The sequence below is a fragment of the Nocardioides terrae genome, from assembly GCF_900112345.1.
Lineage (GTDB): Bacteria > Actinomycetota > Actinomycetes > Propionibacteriales > Nocardioidaceae > Nocardioides > Nocardioides terrae.
Genome location: NZ_FOLB01000001.1, coordinates 482,964 through 503,044, shown reverse-complemented (window position 1 = coordinate 503,044; position 20,081 = coordinate 482,964). Strand labels below are relative to the sequence as shown.

General features: G+C 66.4%; 20 protein-coding genes. 12 read left to right on the top strand and 8 right to left on the bottom strand.

What is annotated here, in order from left to right:
- The first annotated feature begins 47 nt into the window (after positions 1 to 47).
- The 5 genes from ychF to tcmP all read left to right on the top strand — a co-directional run bounded on the left by ychF (position 48) and on the right by tcmP (position 4,041).
- On the top strand, positions 48 to 1,121 hold the full coding sequence (gene ychF, locus BM236_RS02455; protein WP_091119719.1) for a redox-regulated ATPase YchF: 1,074 nt from the start codon (positions 48 to 50) through the stop codon (positions 1,119 to 1,121).
- A 382-nt stretch (positions 1,122 to 1,503) separates the two neighbouring features.
- Positions 1,504 to 1,959 carry a hypothetical protein gene (locus tag BM236_RS02450; protein ID WP_091119716.1) on the top strand — a complete coding sequence of 152 codons (456 nt, stop codon included), beginning with the start codon at positions 1,504 to 1,506 and terminating at the stop codon, positions 1,957 to 1,959.
- A gap of 120 nt (positions 1,960 to 2,079) precedes the next feature.
- A complete protein-coding gene (locus tag BM236_RS19595; protein WP_091119713.1) occupies positions 2,080 to 2,463 on the top strand; it encodes a helix-turn-helix domain-containing protein in 384 nt (127 codons plus the stop codon).
- Between the two features lie 98 nt (positions 2,464 to 2,561).
- Positions 2,562 to 2,717, top strand: coding sequence for a hypothetical protein (locus tag BM236_RS18840; protein WP_217645189.1), 156 nt, complete (start codon positions 2,562 to 2,564; stop codon positions 2,715 to 2,717).
- Positions 2,718 to 2,895: 178 nt separating this feature from the next.
- A complete protein-coding gene (gene tcmP / locus BM236_RS02435; RefSeq protein WP_091119709.1) occupies positions 2,896 to 4,041 on the top strand; it encodes a three-Cys-motif partner protein TcmP in 1,146 nt (381 codons plus the stop codon).
- On the opposite strand, the gene BM236_RS02430 is transcribed toward tcmP, so the two are convergent.
- The 3 genes from BM236_RS02430 to BM236_RS02420 all read right to left on the bottom strand — a co-directional run bounded on the left by BM236_RS02430 (position 4,023) and on the right by BM236_RS02420 (position 6,754).
- Entirely contained in the window at positions 4,023 to 4,781 is a 759-nt protein-coding gene (locus BM236_RS02430) for a DUF5131 family protein (protein ID WP_091119706.1), read from the bottom strand. The genes tcmP and BM236_RS02430 overlap by 19 nt on opposite strands.
- Before the next feature lie 548 nt (positions 4,782 to 5,329).
- Positions 5,330 to 6,451: a tyrosine-type recombinase/integrase gene (locus tag BM236_RS02425; protein WP_091119705.1), complete on the bottom strand. Its 1,122-nt coding sequence runs from the start codon at positions 6,449 to 6,451 to the stop codon at positions 5,330 to 5,332.
- Positions 6,452 to 6,511: 60 nt separating this feature from the next.
- Positions 6,512 to 6,754, bottom strand: a complete 243-nt coding sequence (locus BM236_RS02420; protein ID WP_139230002.1) for a helix-turn-helix domain-containing protein — start codon at positions 6,752 to 6,754, stop codon at positions 6,512 to 6,514.
- Positions 6,755 to 6,853: 99 nt separating this feature from the next.
- Here BM236_RS02420 and BM236_RS02415 point away from each other — a divergent pair, with 99 nt between their 5' ends.
- Positions 6,854 to 7,468: a helix-turn-helix domain-containing protein gene (locus tag BM236_RS02415; RefSeq protein WP_175507505.1), complete on the top strand. Its 615-nt coding sequence runs from the start codon at positions 6,854 to 6,856 to the stop codon at positions 7,466 to 7,468.
- A gap of 2 nt (positions 7,469 to 7,470) precedes the next feature.
- Here BM236_RS02415 and mobF read toward each other — a convergent pair whose 3' ends face one another.
- Positions 7,471 to 10,140, bottom strand: coding sequence for a MobF family relaxase (gene mobF, locus BM236_RS02410; protein WP_245750089.1), 2,670 nt, complete (start codon positions 10,138 to 10,140; stop codon positions 7,471 to 7,473).
- A 290-nt stretch (positions 10,141 to 10,430) separates the two neighbouring features.
- Between mobF and BM236_RS02405 the strand changes: the two genes are divergently transcribed.
- Together BM236_RS02405 and BM236_RS02400 are read left to right on the top strand one after the other, a co-directional pair.
- A complete protein-coding gene (locus tag BM236_RS02405; protein WP_091119701.1) occupies positions 10,431 to 10,721 on the top strand; it encodes a hypothetical protein in 291 nt (96 codons plus the stop codon).
- 159 nt (positions 10,722 to 10,880) lie between these two features.
- A complete protein-coding gene (locus BM236_RS02400) occupies positions 10,881 to 13,208 on the top strand; it encodes a DNA-methyltransferase (RefSeq protein WP_175507504.1) in 2,328 nt (775 codons plus the stop codon).
- On the opposite strand, the gene BM236_RS02395 is transcribed toward BM236_RS02400, so the two are convergent.
- From BM236_RS02395 to BM236_RS02385, 3 genes are all read right to left on the bottom strand, one after another.
- Entirely contained in the window at positions 13,195 to 14,325 is a 1,131-nt protein-coding gene (locus BM236_RS02395) for an HNH endonuclease (RefSeq protein ID WP_091119697.1), read from the bottom strand. The two genes, BM236_RS02400 and BM236_RS02395, sit on opposite strands and share 14 nt — an antisense overlap.
- Positions 14,326 to 14,431: 106 nt before the next feature.
- Positions 14,432 to 14,749, bottom strand: coding sequence for a hypothetical protein (locus tag BM236_RS02390; protein ID WP_091119694.1), 318 nt, complete (start codon positions 14,747 to 14,749; stop codon positions 14,432 to 14,434).
- A 36-nt stretch (positions 14,750 to 14,785) separates the two neighbouring features.
- On the bottom strand, positions 14,786 to 15,409 hold the full coding sequence (locus tag BM236_RS02385) for an HNH endonuclease (protein WP_139230001.1): 624 nt from the start codon (positions 15,407 to 15,409) through the stop codon (positions 14,786 to 14,788).
- Between the two features lie 443 nt (positions 15,410 to 15,852).
- On the opposite strand from BM236_RS02385, the gene BM236_RS02380 reads away from it, so the two are divergent.
- Entirely contained in the window at positions 15,853 to 16,314 is a 462-nt protein-coding gene (locus BM236_RS02380; protein WP_217645188.1) for a helix-turn-helix domain-containing protein, read from the top strand.
- Between the two features lie 19 nt (positions 16,315 to 16,333).
- Positions 16,334 to 17,029 (top strand): nucleotidyl transferase AbiEii/AbiGii toxin family protein, encoded by a 696-nt coding sequence (locus BM236_RS02375; protein ID WP_217645187.1) that lies wholly within the window; start codon positions 16,334 to 16,336, stop codon positions 17,027 to 17,029.
- Positions 17,030 to 17,431: 402 nt separating this feature from the next.
- Here BM236_RS02375 and BM236_RS02370 read toward each other — a convergent pair whose 3' ends face one another.
- A complete protein-coding gene (locus tag BM236_RS02370) occupies positions 17,432 to 18,115 on the bottom strand; it encodes a hypothetical protein (protein WP_139230000.1) in 684 nt (227 codons plus the stop codon).
- A gap of 129 nt (positions 18,116 to 18,244) precedes the next feature.
- Here BM236_RS02370 and BM236_RS02365 point away from each other — a divergent pair, with 129 nt between their 5' ends.
- Positions 18,245 to 19,426, top strand: coding sequence for a sensor histidine kinase (locus BM236_RS02365; protein ID WP_091119684.1), 1,182 nt, complete (start codon positions 18,245 to 18,247; stop codon positions 19,424 to 19,426).
- Entirely contained in the window at positions 19,423 to 20,079 is a 657-nt protein-coding gene (locus BM236_RS02360) for a response regulator transcription factor (protein ID WP_091119683.1), read from the top strand. Before BM236_RS02365 ends, BM236_RS02360 begins: the two co-directional genes overlap by 4 nt.
- The last annotated feature ends 2 nt before the right edge of the window (positions 20,080 to 20,081 follow it).

Sequence of the window (20,081 nt, the reverse complement as noted above, 5' to 3'; positions counted from 1 at the left end):
GGTGAGGATTCACCGGGGCGTCGTACCGGCTCCTAGACTCAACGCCCGTGGCTCTCACCATCGGCATCGTCGGCCTGCCCAACGCCGGCAAGTCCACCCTGTTCAACGCGCTGACGAAGAACAACGTGCTCGCGGCGAACTACCCGTTCGCGACGATCGAGCCGAACGTCGGTGTCGTGGGCGTGCCCGACCCGCGGCTGGCGCAGCTCGCCGAGATCTTCGGCTCCGAGCGGCAGCTGCCCGCCACCGTCGAGTTCGTCGACATCGCCGGCATCGTGCGCGGCGCGTCGCAGGGGGAGGGCCTGGGCAACAAGTTCCTCGCCCACATCCGCGAGTCGGCGGCGATCTGCCAGGTGACCCGGGTCTTCCGTGACGACGACGTGACGCACGTCGACGGCGAGGTCAATCCCGGCAACGACATCTCCACCATCTCCACCGAGCTGATCCTCGCCGACCTGGAGACGGTGGAGAAGGCGATTCCGCGGCTGGAGAAGGAGGCGCGCAACAAGAAGGAGCTCGCCCCCGTCGTCGAGGCGACGAAGGCCGCCAAGGAGGCGCTCGAGGCGGGTACGCCGATCATCGCGACCTCGATCGACCGCGCGCCCATCCGCGAGCTGTCGCTGCTGACCGCGAAGCCGTTCATCTACGTCTTCAACTGCGACACCGACGAGCTCGCCGACGAGTCGCTCAAGGCCCGCATGCGCGAGATCGTGGCGCCGTCCGAGGCGATCTTCCTCGACGCCAAGCTGGAGTCGGAGCTCGTCGAGCTCTCCGACGACGAGGCCGCCGAGTTCCTCGCCGACGCCGGCGTCGCCGAGCCCGGCCTGGAGGTGCTGGCCCGAGTCGGCTTCGACACCCTCGGCCTGCAGACCTACCTCACCGCCGGACCGAAGGAGACGCGCGCCTGGACGATCCGGAAGGGCGCCACCGCCCCCGAGGCGGCCGGTGTCATCCACACCGACTTCCAGAAGGGCTTCATCAAGGCCGAGATCGTCTCCTTCGACGACCTGGTGTCGCTCGGCTCCATGACGAAGGCCCGCGAGGCCGGCAAGGTCCGCATGGAGGGCAAGGACTACGTGATGGCCGACGGCGACGTGGTGGAGTTCCGCTTCAACGTGTGAATCGGCGCGTTTGCCCAGGTCAGAGGGGGTATGACCCTTCCCAGTCCGCACAGAGTCCGCAAGAAAATTCGCGTGATGGCCTCGATCGAGGCCGTTTCGGAGGGCCAATTTCCGGAGCCGACCGCAAGTTGACCCGCTACCTCCGCTACGTCCACGCCAGCAGGTTGGCCGACGCCGGGATGACGGTGAAGGACGTTCAGGAGCGTCTGTCCCCCACGCGAACGCAACATGACGCTCGACCGCTACTGGCACGGCCGCACGGACAACGAGCCACCCGCCGCACGCGCGCAGGTTGCCGCAGCGATGGACCACACCAAGAGCACCTGGTCGCGCGGATCGCGACCAGGCAGACCGGCTGAGCACTCGTGTAAGACTCCTGGGCATGGACACTCGCTCATCTGGGTCCGGGTCAGACGGCGACGCGCCTACCCACATCCGCATTGGACTCGGGTTCCCTGAGGACCAGACCCTGGACGTAAGGATCAGTCCCCACGCCGCGGACGAGATGCAGGAGCTGCTTGATGCAGAGGGCGTGTACGCCGGTCGCATCCATGAGGCCTCTGCATCGCAACAGCTGGCAATCCTCGCGGCATCCTTCGGGGGCGGACTTGGCGGGGTCGCTGCCGCCCTCACCGCCTACTTCCACCGAAACCGGCACAAGGGGATCAAGTTTTCGCGGGGAGATACATCCATCGACCTCACCGGCTATAGCGATGAGCAGGCGAAAGGTTTGATCCGCGAGACACTCGAGGAATTGCGGAAGGAGCAGCTCGAGCGCGATGAGGAGTGGCGGCGCATACGCGGACCTCGCGTCGAGGACGACGACCAGGAGAACTGAGTCAGGAGCGCGCCGTGGGGGCGGCATTTGCCAGTGAATCCGCACAACCTTGCACTGCCCAGCATTATTGGGGAGTATGTAGGTGACTGAATACTATATGGGTGCCTACATACGGATGGAATGGTCATGAGTCACACTGCTCAGCGCTGGCGTCACGAGGTCGCAGATCATCTGGAGGCGATCGTGAGGATCCTTCGGAGCGACGGCGAATCCCCCGAGGGGGCCGCTCCGGCGAGCGGCGAGGGCCCTAAAGATGCGGTGGGGGTAGCGAAGCGAATCCATCCCGCCCTCGGTGGTACCCAAGAGCGGGTGCTCGCGCAGGTAGCCGAGGCTCACCCCGATGGCATCAGCGCGGGTGACGTTGCAAGGGCCCTGGGAATGGAATCGCCGAACGCACACCTGACGTTGGTGAGCTTGGTTCGTCACCGCCTCGTTCGCAAAGACGAGACGACGCACCCTCAGCTGTACTTTCTCGGACCTCGCATCCTCGCTGAACTGAACTGAGGGAGGCACACACGATGCCCGCAAGCCTCAACCGGATCCGAGAGCACATGCGCCTAGACCGAACGGCGCGCGACAAGGGCTGGAAACTTACGGTCACGGTGACCGCGTACGACAACGGGATGATCCAAGTGGACGGGATCCCAATCAACGACTCGGACTCAGGCTACGACGAAGCCGAGGGCTGGCTAGGAGCCGCCGAGAACGTTGCCCTTGTGTTGAACGAGTTTCGTCGCCAGGTGAAGGCGGCTCGGTGACGATGCACGACACGAAACACCTATGGTCTACGAGCTGCCCGTTCGTTTCGTCTGGCAGGCGTCTGACCGAATGGGGCAGCATCAAACCCCTGCGGGGGCGGTGGACCGCGATTCTCCTGCCATGCCGATGTGATCGGCACTACTCTCGTCAACCCAACGGCGGACGGGAGCGCTCGGGATGGTCAGCAACAGCAACTTCTTCTCATCGCCGCAGGCCGCTGCGATCTACAAGCACCAGCTCATCAAGCGGTACATCCCGGCGTGGGCCGGCAAGGTCGGCTCGACCTCGACGGACAAGAAGGTCGTGGTGTACGACGCCTACTCAGGCCCTGGGCGTTACGAGGATGAGGAACCCGGTTCACCTGAGATCCTTGTCGACACCGCCGTGGCGATGGCGAACCTGCGTTCCGTGTACAGCGTGTTCAGCGAGAAGCAGCAGGCCTACCTCGACAAGCTCCGTGCGATGTTGACGGAGAAGGGCGTGGACCCTGACACGTACGACGTCAAGCAGGGCCCTGTCGAACATCACATCGATGATGTGGTGGCGCTTGCCGAGGACCTGCCGCTATTCGTGTTCCTCGACCCGTACGGCTTCACGCTCCCGTTCGACCGCATGGTGAACCTGCTCAAGTGCCGGGACAAGGCGGGGTACTACAGCAACGTCCTCCAGCCCAAGACCGAGGTGCTCATTAACTTCTCGTTCGAGGCTGTCCGGCGCACGGCTGGTGCTCTGACGAGCGACAAGGACTACCCGGCTCGAGAAGGTCACATCCAGTCACTGACGAGCTTCCTCGGCGGCGACTGGTGGAAGACGATGCTCCTGAGCGGCGACGACGACTGGGTTCAGCAGGTCCTTCAGCGCTACGCGGACGAGGTCAGCAAGGCCACGGGCTACGCCTACATCACCGCTTCAGTCGCGGACTCGCTGACAGCGGAACCCGTCTACGAACTCATTCTCTTCACCCGTCACCCTGACGGGCTCTGGAAGATGATGGACGCGATGTCGCAGGCCCGAAAGCACTGGCGCAACTGGCTGGTCGACCAACGCGAGGAAGCGACCGCTGGTCAGGCCGAGCTGCGTGGTCTGGACTGGGACGACAACGAGGACGCCTGGGTCGAGGAAATCGCGGCCAACATCGAAGACATCCTTGCGACGCACCCCGCGTTCGTCATCGAGAACAAGCTTGGCGAGGTGCTTGGCCGCACGCTCGGCCTCGCGCGGGAGACGCACATCCGTAAGGCGCTCAGGCGTGTCAAGGAGCATGAAGTCATTGCGGCGGTCCCGACGGGGAACCTCCAGAAGGCTTACATCGCTCGCAAGTGACGGGACGTGTCTGGCATCTCGTCCCAGGTGAGCCCGTCTAGCTCGCGCCCTCCGGCCTTGGCTCGGATGCCACCCCACTGCTTGAAGAAGAAGGGCGTGCGAGCGGCCACGCACTGATCGCGAATCTCTCGGATCCACTCAGGATCTACTGGACGAGCCGAGAAGCCGCTTTCGCCTCCCGCGATCACCCAGTCGATGCCGTCCAGCGGCAGGTCGGGCAGCGGGCCGAGCAGCGGCTCGCAAGACAGGAACCGCACGGCGGCTGGCACCTTGGCGAGGTCCCTGATGCGGTCGTACTGGTCTGCCGACTCCACACTCACCCCCATCCAGACGTTGCTCGGCCAGTCGAGCTTGTCCGCGATCCGCTCCAGGCGCCGCGCTCGCTTGGTCAGCACTTGGTAGGTGTGGTGGGGCGTGTCCTGCATGACGTCGAAGACCTGCTTGATGAAGCCAATCGGCACGCGCGCGTGAAAGAGGTCGCTCATCGAGTTCACGAACACCACGCGCGGGCGCCTCCACGAGTACGGGATGTTGAGGGCGTCCGGGTGCGTCGTGACTCCGAAGCCGGGTCCACTCGTTCGCTGGTCGCCGTCATTCTGGTACTTCGGGTTGCCCATCGCCTTGAGCCGCTTGGCGAGGGCGAGCGCATAGCAGTTGTCGCAGCCTGGGGAGACTCGATCGCAACCCGTCGTCGGGTTCCAGGTCGCCTCGGTCCACTCGATGGCGCTCTTGTCAGACATGGACGCACTCTACCTAGATAGAACGTATGTTCGAACCATCTCGCAACCCCGGCGCGCCGCGACCGGCTACGTCGTGCGAGGGGCTGGGGCGGCCCCCGAGAAGAGGCCCCGGGGTCGGCAACGCTGCAGAGGGCCGCTGCAGCGTGTGCAGTGACCTCTCCCCGCCCGACGTCGGGCCGAGCGCGGTCGAGCCGACCCGCTCCGGGAGGCCGTCCGGGAAGCTCGCCAGCTCCCGGACCGCGACCACCCGTGGCGCCCGCATGGACGCCGGTAGCCCGGGAGCAGGGCGGAGCCGAGTTGGTCGTGCCAGGCCGGCGAGCGAAACACCCTCCGGCCAGGCGTTTCGAGGTGCTCCATGTAGTGCCCCAGGCGGGAGTCGAACCTGCGACCTTTCGCCCGGGAGTCTGGAGGGTCGGCTGGCGAGAGCGAGGCTCGGTGTCTCGGGAGAGGCCGCCGCCCGATGACGGCCGCTGGCGTTCCTCATTCTGGGTTGTGACGCGCCACCGGCTCATGCCGTGGGAAGTGCGTCGGCGATGCGAGGCCACAGCTCACTCAGTCGGACTCGCCCCCAACTTGGCCAAGGCCGGGGTTGGTTGGCCGAGCGACGCGGACATGATCGACTCCGCTGCCTTCCTCGTGCGGTCCTCGGCGGTCGGCCACAGGTGCGCGTAGGTGTTGAGGGTCGTCGTCGCCTTCGCGTGGCCCAGTGATCGCTGGACGGTCACGACGTCGCACCCGGCCGCGATGAGGCCCGATGCGTAGAAGTGCCGCAGGTCGTGGAGCTTGATGCCGGACAGGCCGGAGTCGCGTAGCGTCTTGCGCCACCAATAGGCGACGGTGTTCTGGTGCGGTGGTTCGTCGCCCTCGCCGGCGAAGAGCCACCGAGCCTTGCCGGTGGTGCCGTGAGCGGCGACGTGTTCGGCGAGCACGTTGATGAGACTGTCGGCGAGGTAGATGACGCGCTCTGAGCCGTACTTCGGCGCGCGTACGTCGATCGCCCCGCCGTTGACGCGCTGGACCTGGCGGGAGACCTTGAGCGACTTGCGGAGGAAGTCGACGTCGCCGAGCTGAACACCGGCGGCCTCGCCGAGCCGCAAGCCGGCGAAAGCGCAGAGGGCGATGAACGGTTGGAACCGCTCGTCGGCCACGGCCATGAGCTGCCCCACCTTCTCCGGATTGGGGATCGACATGGCTACGTCTGCGCGACGGCCGCGGGGGAGGCGTACGCCGTCGGTCGGGTCGGAGCCGATCACCCGGTCCTTCACTGCGGCGCGAAACACCGACCTGACGTTGACGTACCGCGTCTTGATCGTGCCGGGGGCAAGCCCGGCGGCGGTCATCTGCTTGACCCACGTCTCGACGTCCGAGCGGCGGATCTGCTTCATCGGCTTCCCCGCGAACGGCACCGATCGCGCCGCCAGCGACATCGCGAGAACGGTTCCGGGTGCCCACACTTGGCGGGCCGACCATTCCCCGAAGAACGCTGCGAAGGTGATCCGTCCGGCCTGGGGATCGGCGTACGTGCCGGTGACCACCGCCGAGGTGACCTGGTCCAGCCACTGCTGGGCGTCGATCTTGCGGTCGAAGTGCCGCGCGCGTTCGTTACCGGCCTCGTCGCGGTACCGCGCCCGCCACTTGCCGTTGGCTCGCTTGGCGATGTTACCCGCCATGGTGATGCTCCTTCCAGGATCGCTCCATCGTCTCTCTGAGATCCGACGGCGGGGCAAGGGTCAGCGGTGGTTCTGGGGACGGTTGGTCTGCTCGGTGAGCCAGAGGATGAGGTCGGCTCGCCAGTAGCGGACGTGGCGGCCGACCTTGAAGCTGCGGGGGCCGGCGCCGAGGTGGCGCCAGTAGCGCAGGGTTCCTTCGGGAACGCGGAGGAACGTGCAGGCTTCTTGGAGGCTGAGCATCTCGTCGCCGGGGCCCTTCGGCGGGCGGCGGTTGTCGCCGGGGTTCGTCTGCTGTGCGGTCATGGGGGTGCTCCTTGCTGGTCGATGAGGCCAAGCGGTTCTCGACCTCATCCAGTAGGTGTGTGGGCCCTCCCTATCGATGTTCAGCGATATTCTGTGGTGGTGGACCCGACGAAGACGGTCATCGAGAGAGCCCGTAGGGCAGCCGGGTTGTCTCAGCAGAAGTTGGCGGCCTGGGCGAGGACGCAGCAGTCGTCGGTCTCGGAGTACGAGTCGCGGAAGAAGTCGCCCACCTTGGAGGTCGTCGAGCGGCTCTTGGAGGCTGCTGATGCCGAGCTGACGTTCAAGCCGATCATCGACTTCGACGTGCGCCAGGATCCCGATATCGGCCAGTACCTGGTGCCCGAGCGGTTGTGGTCGGTGCCGATGCCGGACTGCTTCAGCAGAGTCCAGGTGCTGGGGGCCCTGTTCAAGTCCCGTCGGCCGCGGGTGTGGGACCTCTCTGTTGAGGCCGAGCGGATCGCCTACTACGAGTGGGCCGTCGTTCGTGGCACCGCGGACCTGCTGTTGGAGTCGGTCGACGGGATTTTGTTGATGCAGGTCTGGGAGCGCTTGAACGTCCCGCAGGTGATCAGGGAAGCGTGGCAGCCGGCGATCGACGCTGCCACCGCTCCTCAGGACACCCAACCGCGGGACCCAGCCGGACTCAGCGCCTGGCTGGCGAAGGAGATCGGCGTCGAGTGGCGCCCCGTGCGCCCGCGCAAGCGGCCTCATTGATCTCAAATGCCAATCCCGGCGCCGGATGCCGGGGTCGGGCGTCGCGGTTCCACGACGGTCTGGTCCATTGGCCGGCGCCCCTGCTGGGTGCCGTAGCGGTCGATAGCGTCGATCGCCTGCTGCTTCGCGTGGGCGGCGCCGAGGTCGGCCCGGTCACGGCCGAACACCGCGACCCACTGCGTGCGGGCGTCCTGAACCGACTCGGCCACGAGGTGCGCGGTGTTCCCGTTCCGCCCTCGGGTCATCGCGACGTACGCCGCCGGGCCGCCCGTGGTGTCCCCGACGGCGAAGTGCGCTCGGTAGACGGTCTCGCCTTGGGCTCCGTGGACGGTGGTGGCGTAGGCGAGCTCAACGAACCGGGTGGCGTACTCCGCCGGGATCTCCCGATCACGCCCGTGCCGGTGGCCGTGGAGCGTCAGGGTGCCGTCGTCGCGGATGCTGGTGACGGTCCAGGTTTGCCGGTTGGCGACGCCGAGGTCGGGGTCGTTGCGACGGGTGGCGACCCTGTCCCCGAGCCCGATCCGTTCGCCCTTGGCGGTCACCAACGACGGGTCTGCGTCGCCTGAACCGCCTGTGGCGGGGTGGGCGCGACGTTGGTCGCGGATCGCGGCGTTGAGGCTGACGACCTGTTCGCGGGTGTCGGCGAGGATGAGGTCGCCGGCCGCTCCCGCATCGGCGAGGGCGGCGGTGCGCTCGCTGTCGCTGGGGTGGACGACGATTGACCCGCGGTGATGCAATGCGTCGAAGACTGCGGCAGGGTCGTCGCCCTTGCGCATGCGCAGGGAGAGTGCGGCGTAGTCGGGGTCGGTGAAGCGGTGCACCCTCTCCAGGGTGACCACGGCGGTCGGGTGCGCCCACGCGAGGGCGTGGTCCAGGACGCCGCCGCGTCCGACTGCCGGGAGCTGGTGCCGGTCACCGACGAGGGCGACCCGCGCCCCCGCCTCGTCGGCGATCGTGACGAGTGCCCGGGCGGTGTCCTGGTCGAGCATCCCGGCTTCGTCGACGAGCAGGAGGTCTCCTCGGCGAAGTTGCGCGGCCGGGTCCGGGCTGGCGGCGGGGCGCCTGGCCCAATGCCCGTCGTCGTCCCAGCGCCAGCCATGCTGGTGGATCAGCCAGGCCGCCGAGTGGCCGTCAGCGCCGGTCTCCGCGGCGGCGACCTCGGCTGCCTTCAGCGTCGGCGTCACCACCAGCAGCCGACGCCCCTGACGTACCAGCACGGTTTGCGCCGACCTCAGCGCGGTGGTCTTCCCTGCACCGGCCGCGCCCTCCACGACGACCAGCTGGCCGTCACCGGCCAGGGCGCCGACGACGGTGGCTTGAGTGGGGTCGACCCGCGTCAGCCCTCGCCCTTGCAGCCGGACCCGCCTGGCCGGCTCCTCGGCGCGGCGGGCGAGGCGGTGGACGAGGTCCGCCTCCACCCTCACCACCTGCTGGGAGGTCAGCGAGCGGACATGTTCGGGCACGTCGGGTGTGGCGAGCAGCCGAACACAGCGTGCGGCTGCGCGGGCGGTGACGTCCTCGGCGAGCTCGACGCGCGCCGCGGGGTCGGCGGCCAGGTTGGTCTGGGCCAACAGGACCTCGACCCTGCCGCGGATGTCGGCGGCGTTCCACGCCGACCGCTTCGCCCCGAGCTGGGAGATGATCCAGTCGGCCGCTTCGTCTCGGTCGATCCAGCCCACCTGGGTCGCTTCGAGCACGGCTGGGGCGGCCGGATTGCTGTAACCCAGGGCGCACAGCTCGTCGTTCCAACGCGCCACCAGCTCCGCGCCGTCGGTGGGGACGACCTTGTCCGGCCGCGCATCGGCCCACGCCCGCCGATCCCACACCTCACGCAGCCACGGCCCAGGCTCCTCACCCGGATGCTCGCGCCGCCACTCAGCTTCGTACCGGTCGATGTTGCGGTGGATCTGACTCGTCCGGGCGCTGAACGCCCCGACGTACGGCGCGAGCTGCTCGATCTCCCCGGTCTCGGGGTCCAGGGTGAAGCCGCGTGCGGCGAGGGCCGCCCGGAACTCAGGGTCGGTGGCGACCGCGGCGTGCCCGATGCCGTTGATCGCCTCGATCATGTCGCGCACCCCCACCGAGTGCAGGCCCCGCCAGGCGCCGGCCGCCCACACGCGGGCGTTGACCTGGAGGTGCAGGTGCCGGTGCGGATCACCGGCACGTGACGTGTAGTGCCGGATCACTGCAGCCTCGATCTTCTCGACCGGCACCTGCACCTGGCGACCGCGCGGTCCCACCCGGGTGGTCGCGTGCTGGGCGACCCAGCCGACGATCTCGGCGGCTGCCTTGTCCTGGGCTTCGTCCAGCGCGGCCGAGATGTCTGGATGAAGCGCAGCGGCCAACGACCAGGTCTTGGGTCCGTTGATGGTGACCTCGACGAACCGCAGCGCGTTCGCGTCTCCGCGGACCCGACCCTTCTTGCGCCCGGTGTCGACGTCGACCCCGGCTACCCATTGCTCATAGATCTCGCCGTTCATCAAGCCGGCTTGGTCGACGCCGTCCGGGGTTGCTGTGAGCCGGGCCGCGACGCCGCTGCCCTCGCCGAGGTAGTAGTCATCGGCCCGCGAGCGATCCCGCTCGACATAGGCGCGCGCGGCTTTCGCCGCACCGCGGTAGAACTTCACGCCGCCATGCACGCCGATCACCGCCTCCACGACGTCCGTCGACAACCAACGGACCCCTAGAAATGCCGTGTGGGCCGCCCGATCACGGGCGACCCATCTACGAACCTTCGTAGCATGTGTGCCGCTCGCGAGGAAGTGGTGAAGGGAGCTAAATGAGAGTCGATGGGGGTGAGATTCGAGGAGGTGATGAGAGTCAACGATTCCCAGTGGTCAGGAGGTGAGGGCGGAGGAGAAGCAGAGGCTCGAAGGGGTCCATAGCTACGGAGTCAAGGTGCCTGTCCACGGCTGAGCCGCAGGCGCGCGGCCGCAGTTCGTCGGCCCCGCATCCTGGGTGCGTGACGCTCGACCTGGACTACCTGGACGCGCTGGGCGACGCCCGCTCGTGTCTCGCTGCGCTGGCTGACAGCACCGCTGAAATCGACGAGTCGAGCCACTTCGAGCGGCTCCTAATCGAACTCGACGTATTCAACCCTGAAGGGCCGGCCACGCATGCGATTACCGGCGACTCCGACGAACTGCTGGTTCGCTTGGAGACTGCCATCGAGCGAATGCTCCAGCTGGGAGGCGACCAGCTGCGGCTGGAACTTGTGCTCGATGGTGCCCTCACGCGGAACTCCCCAGAGTGACGGGTCGCACGTCCACCGAGGCCAGCTTGGAGTTACGTCGGTGGGCCTTGGCAGGCGCCGGCATGCCAGGTCTTCTCCACAGGCGGTTCTGGGGGCAGGTTCTCCACAGCCACGATGCGCCGCCTCGGGATTGTCAGTGGCATCGCTTACCGTCTTCCCATGCCCAACGCCAAGACTCCTGAGCTGGTTCACCGTGTTGGTGATCCCCATGCCTTCGAGCGCCTGCTCCGAGAGCTAACGGGCATCCCCGGGACCCTGTCGCGTGACGTTGCGAGCGCTGTGGAGACGGTCATCGCGACTCTCGGACCGGCGGTTGACATCGAGCGGGGGCGCATTTCGGCTGAGTTCTTTGGGCGGCTGAACCAGAAGATGGTTGCGAACAAGCAGAGCATCGCCGCGCTATACGCCGAGTGCGCGGGCTCCGCCATCACGTTCAACTACCCGACGAAGCGTCGCCTCGAATGGGCGATCAACACCGGTCGAATCGACGAGCTAGAACAGCATCTGGAAGAGCGCGGGGTGTCCGGACATCTGCTGCACCGTTTGCGGGCCGCGGTGGCGCCGGTGAGCCACGCGGAGACGAGGCGACTGCTGCTGGCCGAAACCACTAATCCGACGAAGTTGCGAAAGCAGCCAGATCGCGATGTCGCCAATGACGTGTTCAACGCAGCCGCTGGTCCGCTCGCATGGTCGATCTGGCCCACCGCCGAGATCGCTGGTGTCTTCGCTGATCCACCGATGCCGTTCTCCGAGGACTACATGTCTGACCTGCGGGCCTTCAACCCAGCCCTCTTCGAACGGCGGCGCAGCTTGGTCGTTCGACAGGTGCGGCCCGAGCCCCGCGAGGCGTACGAAGCTCAACGAGCAGGGCTAACGCAGTGGATCGCTGACGAGTTCGACGCGATCGACAACTACGGCTTCCTGGCAATCCTCATCAACGTCGAAGACGGGCTCGAGGCAGAGGCGTGGGAGTTGGCTTCGGACCTGCCGTTGTTCGCCGAGCGATTCAGCGAGGTGCCGCTCAAGCAGTTGTTCTTTCGCGCGAAGGACGTCGAGCGTGAGACGGTCAGCCACGTCACCAAGATCAATGAGGACAAGGCTCAGTTCGCGTTGCTGAACGAAGGCTTCACGTACCGGGACACGTTCGTCCTACACGACGAGGCTGACCACATTCGGAGACTCCTGCTCGTCTTGCAGAAGAACCGTCGCGACGAGACCAAGGTGCCATGTCCGGGCTGCCGTAGTGACAACATCGGCGGCAACTCCTACCCGAGCTTCGGCGTCAAGAGTTGGGAGTGTGCGAACCCGCTCTGTGCCGATCGCAGCATCTACAACCGAGGAAAGCGTTATGACTTCCGATCGCTTCTAAAACAGGAAGCGATCGAGACCGACGGCAATCAGATCTCGTTGGAGAGCGTCCGTCGTTGGCAGCGCGACGTTCTCCCTTTCATCTCTGATGAGGAGATCCTGGACACCCTTCTCGCGCACTACTCGATGCGTGGGGACGTGGTGGTGCTCCTCGACGTCAAGGAATCGCCATCCGAGCCCCGGGGCCGGGACCTCCGCAGCGGCGAGGAGCCAGAAAGTGCGAGCGGCAACCCCCTCTTCTGGGATTCCGCGTTCTTCTGCCGCTATCTGCCCGTGAAGCCGCCGTCACCAAGTGGACCGATGACCCAGCTCAGCGTCAGCGATTCGGGGTGGGGCGTAGTAGAAGGTGACGCCGTGGAGGTGCTTGCTGACATCCCTGATGGCGCTTTCGATCGGGCTGTCACCTCACCGCCCTATTACAACGCCCGTGAATATGCCCAATGGCCGAACCTCTACGCCTACATGCACGACATGTACCGGATCGCTAACGAGGTCTTTCGTACGCTCAAGCCTGGCGGCCTGTATGTCTACAACATCTTTGACTACTTCGATAACGAGCGAGTGGTCACATTCAGCGACATGGGGAAGAAGCGGCTGCTGCTCTCCGGCCTGATGGTCGACGCTTTCCGACGCATGGGCTTCAGGTACATGGGGTCGGCAGTTTGGGACAAGGGCGAGATCCAGGGGAAGCGCGGCTTCAATGCCGGGAACTTCTCACCGTTCTACCAGTCGCCGTTCAACTGCTGGGAGCACGTCATCGTGGTGCAGAAGCCGGCGCAGACGCCCGAGGACGTCAAGCAGCGGGGTGGACTGCCGTGCCTCAACCAGCCTCTGCGGATTCACCCAGTGGTGAAGATGGTTCGAGGGCAGAACACCCTCGGTCACACCGCGCCGTACCCGCTAGAGCTCGTGACCGCGCTGCTGGATGGTCTTGCTCCCGGGTCGCTGGTTCTCGATCCGTTTGGCGGTTCGGGGACAACGGCGCGTGGAGCCATGAGCGCTGGTCACGAGGCGGTCCTGATCGAGCGCGACCCTACCTACGCCGAACTAAGTCGTCGGCTCATTAGCGAGCACCAGGCGGAGTTGGCGTTGGAGAGCACCATTCTCACGCTTCTTTGACTGCGCCTTCGGGAATCGTCAGGGACAGATCGGAAACAGTTGCTCGACGTCCCAGGCCGGTCACCTTGAGGCCGTTCACCGTCTTCGGCACCGGAGCCCGACGCTGCAACCCAGGCGCGGACCAATAGATCTCCTGGTTCGGGCGACGCAAAGCCCAAGTGTGGAGCTGTAGCCCGCGAGGCGGCATGGGCACGCCGCCCTTTGCGGTCGGCCAGATCGCGATGTCGGTCGTGGGCCGCGAGTCCAGTGGATAGATGAAGGGAATCTTGGCCACGTCACACTCGTAGTACCGCAAGTTGGCCATGCCGACATCTGGAGACGCGACGAAGCAAAGGATGCCATCGCCGTGCACATCAGGTGCCAGGATCTGCGCCCCGACCGGGGCTGGCTCGACGCTCGTGTACCGGCGCGTGATGGCGTTGTCTGGCCAGATGACCAAGTCGTAGCGGTCGGTCAGTGCCGCAATTTGGTATCGGCCTTCGCGCTCGCGCCAGATCGCCATGGCCCAGGCCTCGTCGAAACGGACCGACGCCATCGTCATGCCGTAGATGCGGCAAAGGCGGCCAAAGTCAACCTTCGTGCGCGGTTGAATCTCGATGAGTATCCACATCAGAGCCTGCTGCGCTGGGAGCAGCGTTCGATTCGCATTGAGGATGTGGGACTTGCGCTTGGCGACGTTGTGGCGCCGGCATCGCAGGGTCAGATTGTCTAGTGTGTCTGCGGCCGCCTTGTCGGAGAAGTTTTCGCGTCCGTTGATGTGGTCGGCCTGAAGATCGAGGCGGGTCCCGCACTTTTTTCCTTCAACCTCATGAACACAACGACCGCTCTCGGCATAGAACCATTCCAGGACGTGGCTCATCAGCGACTCGTCAGGGAAGGCCGAGCGGTGATTCGCTTTGAACCCGAAGGTGCCTGCGTCGGATGAGGCGATCTGTGTGCCTACCTGCGGCGGGTTGAGTTCGCCCAGCAGGGTGGCGGCGGCCTCTTTCCAGGTTACGAACCCGTCAGCAACAAGCCGCTCAACCATCGCCATCCACTCGGCGTCCTGCCAGGTCGCGTCGTAGAGCCCGTGCGCATCTGGCGCCAATTCCTCTTCCTCAGATGGCTTGCGTGCCATGCCGTGACCTCCGTGGATTGCTGGGAAAGCCGAGCAAGCATATGGAGGGCGTCACGCGCACGATGGCGCTTTAGAGATTTCAACCGTCATGGCAGAGCGGTGCCATTCAGAGGCGGTCGATCCATGTGTCCTCTTCCCGCTCGTCCCAGGCCGAGCGGGAGGTGTCCGTCTTGGCGGGCGTCTGCCCCAGCTTCGACAGCACTCTTAAGGCCTCGTCATGCGTTAGCGCCCGCAGGGACTCGACCGCTCTGCCCGCTGCCAGCTGGATCGCGGCCTTGCGATGTTCCACTGCGGTGAGACCTCGAGCGTCGAGGGCTTTCCGGAGGAGGTCGACCTGCCAATCGGCGATCGATCCGGGCGCGGGTGTGACGGCTTCCGGGGCCGCTGGCCTGTCATCACCAAAGAGGAATAGATCGTCGGACACGGTGACGATGCTACGTGGACGCGGTGAGCCTTCTCCTTAGAGGCTGGAAGAGGGATCGATCGTGTACGAGCCGTCCTCCTCGAGCCAGTGGGCCATCGCCCATGCCTCCTGGAAGCGGATGTTGGCCATCGTCATCCCGTAGTCGCGGCACATGCCCTCGAACTCCTGGTACGTCCGGGGACGCTTGATGAGAAGGATCCACATCAGGGCGGCTTCTGCCGTCAGGAACGTGAGCCCGCCTTGTGTATGCGACGGACGCCTGACGACGTTGCACCGGCGGCAGCGGAGCAGCATGTTGTCGAGGCGGTCCGCCTGATCGCCGTAGTCCTGACGAGTCTCGACGTGATCGGCTTGCAGCTCCAGGCGGGCACCGCAGTCTTCGCACATCCCCCGCTGCTGATAGAACCAGCCGCGAACCGCTTGCCAGGTCTTCCTAGGCGGGAAGTGCGCCTGGAACGTCTTCTTCGATGCGATAGAAGTTCCGACCTGCGGAGGGTTCAGGTGTCCCAGCACGAGCGCCGTGACGTCTTTGTAGGTCAGGATGCCGCTCTCGATGAGCCAGTGCAGCAGTTGCTGCCAGTCGTCGGAAGTCCACTCGTGGTCGGCGGTTGGCAAGCCCGCGAAGGCGGGGTCATTGGGGCTTAGGTGTCGGGCGCTCACAGGGGCGGACAGTACCTGTGGCGAGTCCCTACTGTCCGGCGATCGGGGGACCGCGTAAAGGCCCGAGAGCAACGGTCGATGGGGGCGAAGCCGAGTGGAGTCCAGCAGAGTGGTGGAATCCGAGGCGAGGTCGAGCAGCGTGCGAAGCGGCGTCGTGACCCGCCAGGAATCCCGATCGAGGACGTCCACGACCCCTGCTCCAGAGGGCCGAGCACACCAACTGATCGGCGGGAGAGGCTGGCCTGAGCTTCGACGAACGAAATGGAGCTCGTGGCGTACATCCAGCGGACCCATCGAGTCGGAGTCCGTTGAGATCTCCGAAGAGATGAAGGCCGTGGTGCGGTCGCGCGCGGCCGAGCTGGAGGCGGGCCCGTCGATCGGTCTGATCATCCGAAACGTTTCTCATTATTGACTGTAAGGATTGAATGACTAAAATGAGAAACATGCCAGCCCCTAGCCCGTACACGAGCCCCGAGCAAGAGGCGGACCTCGAACGCCTAGGCGCCCGGCTGCGCGAACGCCGAAGGGCCCTCGGTGTCACGGCAGTCGCCTGTGCCGAAGCTGCTGGCGTTTCGCGTGTCACCCTGCACAGGATCGAGGCAGGCAACCCCTCGGTCACGATCGGCGCCTACATCAACGTTGCCGCCGCACTCGGACTTCACCTCGTCGTCCCGATCCTCGACGCGCCAGCAGCAGAACCGGCGACGATCACGGTCGGCGACTACCCCGGACTCCGCACGCTGGCATGGCAGACCGACGCCGGCACCACCATCACCGAGACGGAGGCGCTCAACCTCTACGAACGCGGCTGGCGACACCTCAACCAAGAGGCGCTGACCGACCACGAGAAGGCGTTCATCCAGCACCTGGCGGACACCTACAGCAACGGGAGGCTCCTTGTTTAGGCGGCTGCACCACCAACAGGTGGCCGAGGCGCTGTCGATCCTCGACGCACCGCTCCTGGCCGACCACAACTGCTGGTTCGGAGGCGGGACCGCGATCGTCCTTGCCAACGGTGAGTTCCGCGAATCGGTCGACATCGACTTCCTGGTCTCCGACCCGAAGTCCTACCGCGCGCTGCGCCAGATGGTCAGGGACCACGGGCTCGACGCTCTGGCTACGCGCGAACTGGACGTGGGTGGAACACCCTCTGTCGACGGCTACGGCATCAGGGCCTCGGTGCTCGTTGCGGGGATTGTGATCAAGTTCAAGATCATCCATGAAGGCCGCATCGACCTCGACACGCCCGCCCCGGGCGATGAGATCTGTGGCTTACGGATCCTGACGCGAACCGACCAGGTCGCAACCAAGCTGCTTGCCAATGATGACCGCTGGGCAGACACGTCGACGTTCAGCCGCGACCTCATCGACCTGGCCATGATGAAACCCGACACCGCCGCACTGCAGGCCGGCGCGCGCAAGGCGGTCGATGCCTACGGCAAGACGGTTGGCGAGAGCCTCAACAAAGCAGTCACCTACCTCCGAGATCGCCCGCAACGTCTCGACGAATACATCCGAGCACTCAAGATCGACGCGCCCCGAGCGACTGTCTGGCAGAGCATCCGCGACCTGTCCGCAAGATCCGCGAAGATCGAAGGTCTAGGTCGGGGCTCGGACTAGCCTGACGTCATGTCGGTGAGTCCGCGACGAATGACCTCAGGGTCTCCGACCGTCCAGCGGGTCCGCAAACAGTCCGCAAGAAGTCACGCGGAGCCCGTTTCTGACCAACGGCTGCCAACGGCTCGCGGACGGCGTTTGCCCAGGTCAGAGGCCTTTTTTCGGCTGTTTTCAAACGATGATCGAAGGTAGCCGAAACCCCCGGTTTCCGTTCCGCTTCAACATCTAGCGCCGTCGCCAGAAGGCGTTGACGATTGCCGGTTCCTGCGGGGACTGCGGCGCTCTTCGCGTTCTGCGGAGCGCTGCAACCCGGCGCGGAGACGCAGCGAACCGATCAAGTCATAGACGCGGTGGGCCGTCGGGCCGTACCGGCGATGCCTTACCCGGCCCGACGGCCACCTCCGGTCAGACTGAGGTCGAATCCATGTCGCGAACACTTGGCGCCGATGCTCCGCCGGTCGTCGGGACCACCAAGGCCCGCGCCGCAGGTAGGAACGCCGCCAGCGCCGCCGCGATGCCGAGCATCCCCATCGCGACACCGCCGGAACTGCCGGCAACCGCGAACACCACCGCTGCGACCGGCGCCCACACCGGCACCCGGCGAGCTCGGCGCAGACCGACGAGGAGCGTGATCATGCCGATCGTGATGCCGACGATGAACGCGATGATCAGCGCGACCAGCATCGGGTAGGACTCCGAGGCGTCGTCCAGGGCCTTGATCGTCGCGGTGTCGGTGCCGGCCCGGCCGTACAGCGCGAACGGGGCGTAATACGCCACCGCATGCCCCACCGAGGCCACCAGGCCGAGCACCGCCAGGGATCCGCCGACGGCGACCACGCGTGACCCCCGTCCGCGGGTCGTTGCCACCAGGGCACAGACGCCCGGGATGAAGAACACCGGCGCCAGCGCACTCAGGATGCCGGCGGCCAGCCAGACACCCGGGTGGTCGTGGACCGACGCGGCGATCGCCGTCGGCGAGGAGCCGCTCGAGGAGTCGACGGTACGACGCAGGAGGTCGCCCAGCGAGAGGAACAGCGCCCCGGCCACCAGGCCGACCGCTGAGAACCGGAGGAGAGTTGAATTCGTCATGACGTCACGCTCGCGCGACGGAACCTCTCGTCGCCTCCCGCTGCGTCGCGAATCGGCTCCACCGCACGGTGGACCCCTCTCGTCCTCCATACGGATCCCGGGATCGTCGAGTCGATCTACCCTCGACGCGTGTCGTCCACCTCGCGCTCCCGAGCCGTCCTTGGCGTCCCCCTCCTCGACGTCGTGCTGGCAGGGCTCGTGGTGGCTCTCTCGATCGGCGGACTGGTCAGCGGGGACGTCGACGAGACGCCGCTGGCGCTGACGCTGCCGGTGGCCGTCGTGATCGGCCTGAGCCTCCTTGGGCGCACACGCGCACCGTTGGTCGCCACGATTGTCACCACCGCGGCCAACGTCCTCCAGGGGGTCTGGGGCAACCAGTCGCCGGGGACGCTCATGGCACTGGTGGTCATTCTCCTGTTGGCCTACTCGCTCGGTGCCGAGTACGACGAAGGCGTCGCCTCGCTCGGCCTGGGGTTCATGCTCGCCGGGATGTTCCTCACCGAATGGCTCGACAGCGGCTCGGACTATGCCTTCATCGCAGTCGAGCTCGGCGGTGCCTGGCTGCTCGGACGGGCCTCCCGGTCTTGGCGGTCGCGGGCGACGTACGCCGAGCAGCGCCAGCAGGACCTCGCCCGCCTGGCCGTCGCCAACGAGCGCGCCCGGATCGCTCGGGAGCTGCACGACGTGGTCGCCCACAGCCTCAGCGTGATCGCGGTCCAGGCCGACGCCGCCGAGGCAGCTCTCGCCCGGGACCCGTCGCGCGCCGGCGACCCGCTCCGCGCGATTCGCGGGAGCGCCCGTGAGGCCCTGGTCGACATGCGTCAACTGCTGCACGTGCTGCGGAGCGACGACCTCACGGACTGGGATGGCGACCCGCGCGCAGGTCGCTCCTCCCGAGCGCCGGCCCGCGGGCTGGCGGATCTGCCGCCGCTCGTCAGCGGTCTGCGCGAGGCGGGCCTGCCGCTGGATGCCGACGTGCGGGTCGACGGGGTCTCGATGCCGTCGGGCATCGAGCTGGCCGTCTACCGGATCGTGCAGGAGGCACTGACGAACGTGCTCAAGCACGCGGGTGCCGTGCCGACCAGGCTCACCGTCGAGGGCAACTGCGATGACGTGCGCGTCGTCGTCCGCAATGACCCCGGCAGACAGGCTCGTCTAGCGGGCATCGAGTCGGACGGACGCTCCGGCCACGGGCTGATCGGCGTCCGTGAGCGAGCGCTGGCCGCGGGCGGCACCCTGCAGTCCGGCCACACCGATGACGGTGGGTTCGAGCTGGTCGCAACGCTCCCGATCTGCGGGGCACGGGCATGACACGAGTCCTCCTGTGCGACGACCAGGAACTCGTCCGCGCCGGGTTCCGGCTGATCCTCGACCTCGAGGACGACCTCGAGGTGGTTGGCGAGGCCGAGGACGGGAGGGAGTGCCTGCGCATGGTCGCGACGCTCGCCCCGGAAGTGGTGCTGATGGACATCCGGATGCCGCGCATGGACGGCGTCGAGGCGACGCGACAGCTGGTGCGGGCCGGATCGCCGACGAGGGTCCTCGTCCTCACCACCTTCGACCTCGACGAGTATGTCTACGACGCGATGCGGGCGGGAGCCAGCGGGTTCCTGCTCAAGGACGTCCCTCGCGAGCAGCTCGTCTTCGCCGTGCGCATGGTGGCTCGCGGCGACGCTGTCGTGGCGCCCAAGGTGACGCGCCGACTGGTCGAGCACTACGTCGGCGCACCACCGCCGACCACTGGGGTCCCCGACGTCCTGGGCGTCCTCAGCGAGCGCGAGCTCGAGGTGTTCGGACTGCTGGCGAGCGGCCGGTCTAACGCGGAAATCGCGGAAGGCCTGGTCCTCGGCGAAGCCACCGTCAAGACTCACGTGGGAAACATCTTGGCCAAGCTCGGCCTGCGCGACCGAATCCAGGCGGTCGTGCTCGCCTACGAGTCCGGGTATCTGCAGGCCGGCCGCTGACG

Coding starts and splice junctions, on each gene's coding strand:
- BM236_RS19595 (WP_091119713.1), top strand. CDS start 2,080: ATGGTCATGAGTCACACTGCTCAGCGCTGGCGTCACGAGGTCGCAGAT.
- BM236_RS02450 (WP_091119716.1), top strand. CDS start 1,504: ATGGACACTCGCTCATCTGGGTCCGGGTCAGACGGCGACGCGCCTACC.
- BM236_RS02420 (WP_139230002.1), bottom strand. CDS start 6,754: ATGACCGCACAGCAGACGAACCCCGGCGACAACCGCCGCCCGCCGAAG.
- BM236_RS02430 (WP_091119706.1), bottom strand. CDS start 4,781: ATGTCTGACAAGAGCGCCATCGAGTGGACCGAGGCGACCTGGAACCCG.
- tcmP (WP_091119709.1), top strand. CDS start 2,896: ATGGTCAGCAACAGCAACTTCTTCTCATCGCCGCAGGCCGCTGCGATC.
- BM236_RS02395 (WP_091119697.1), bottom strand. CDS start 14,325: ATGGCACGCAAGCCATCTGAGGAAGAGGAATTGGCGCCAGATGCGCAC.
- BM236_RS02380 (WP_217645188.1), top strand. CDS start 15,853: ATGCCAGCCCCTAGCCCGTACACGAGCCCCGAGCAAGAGGCGGACCTC.
- BM236_RS02400 (WP_175507504.1), top strand. CDS start 10,881: ATGCCCAACGCCAAGACTCCTGAGCTGGTTCACCGTGTTGGTGATCCC.
- BM236_RS02360 (WP_091119683.1), top strand. CDS start 19,423: ATGACACGAGTCCTCCTGTGCGACGACCAGGAACTCGTCCGCGCCGGG.
- BM236_RS02425 (WP_091119705.1), bottom strand. CDS start 6,451: ATGGCGGGTAACATCGCCAAGCGAGCCAACGGCAAGTGGCGGGCGCGG.
- BM236_RS02370 (WP_139230000.1), bottom strand. CDS start 18,115: ATGACGAATTCAACTCTCCTCCGGTTCTCAGCGGTCGGCCTGGTGGCC.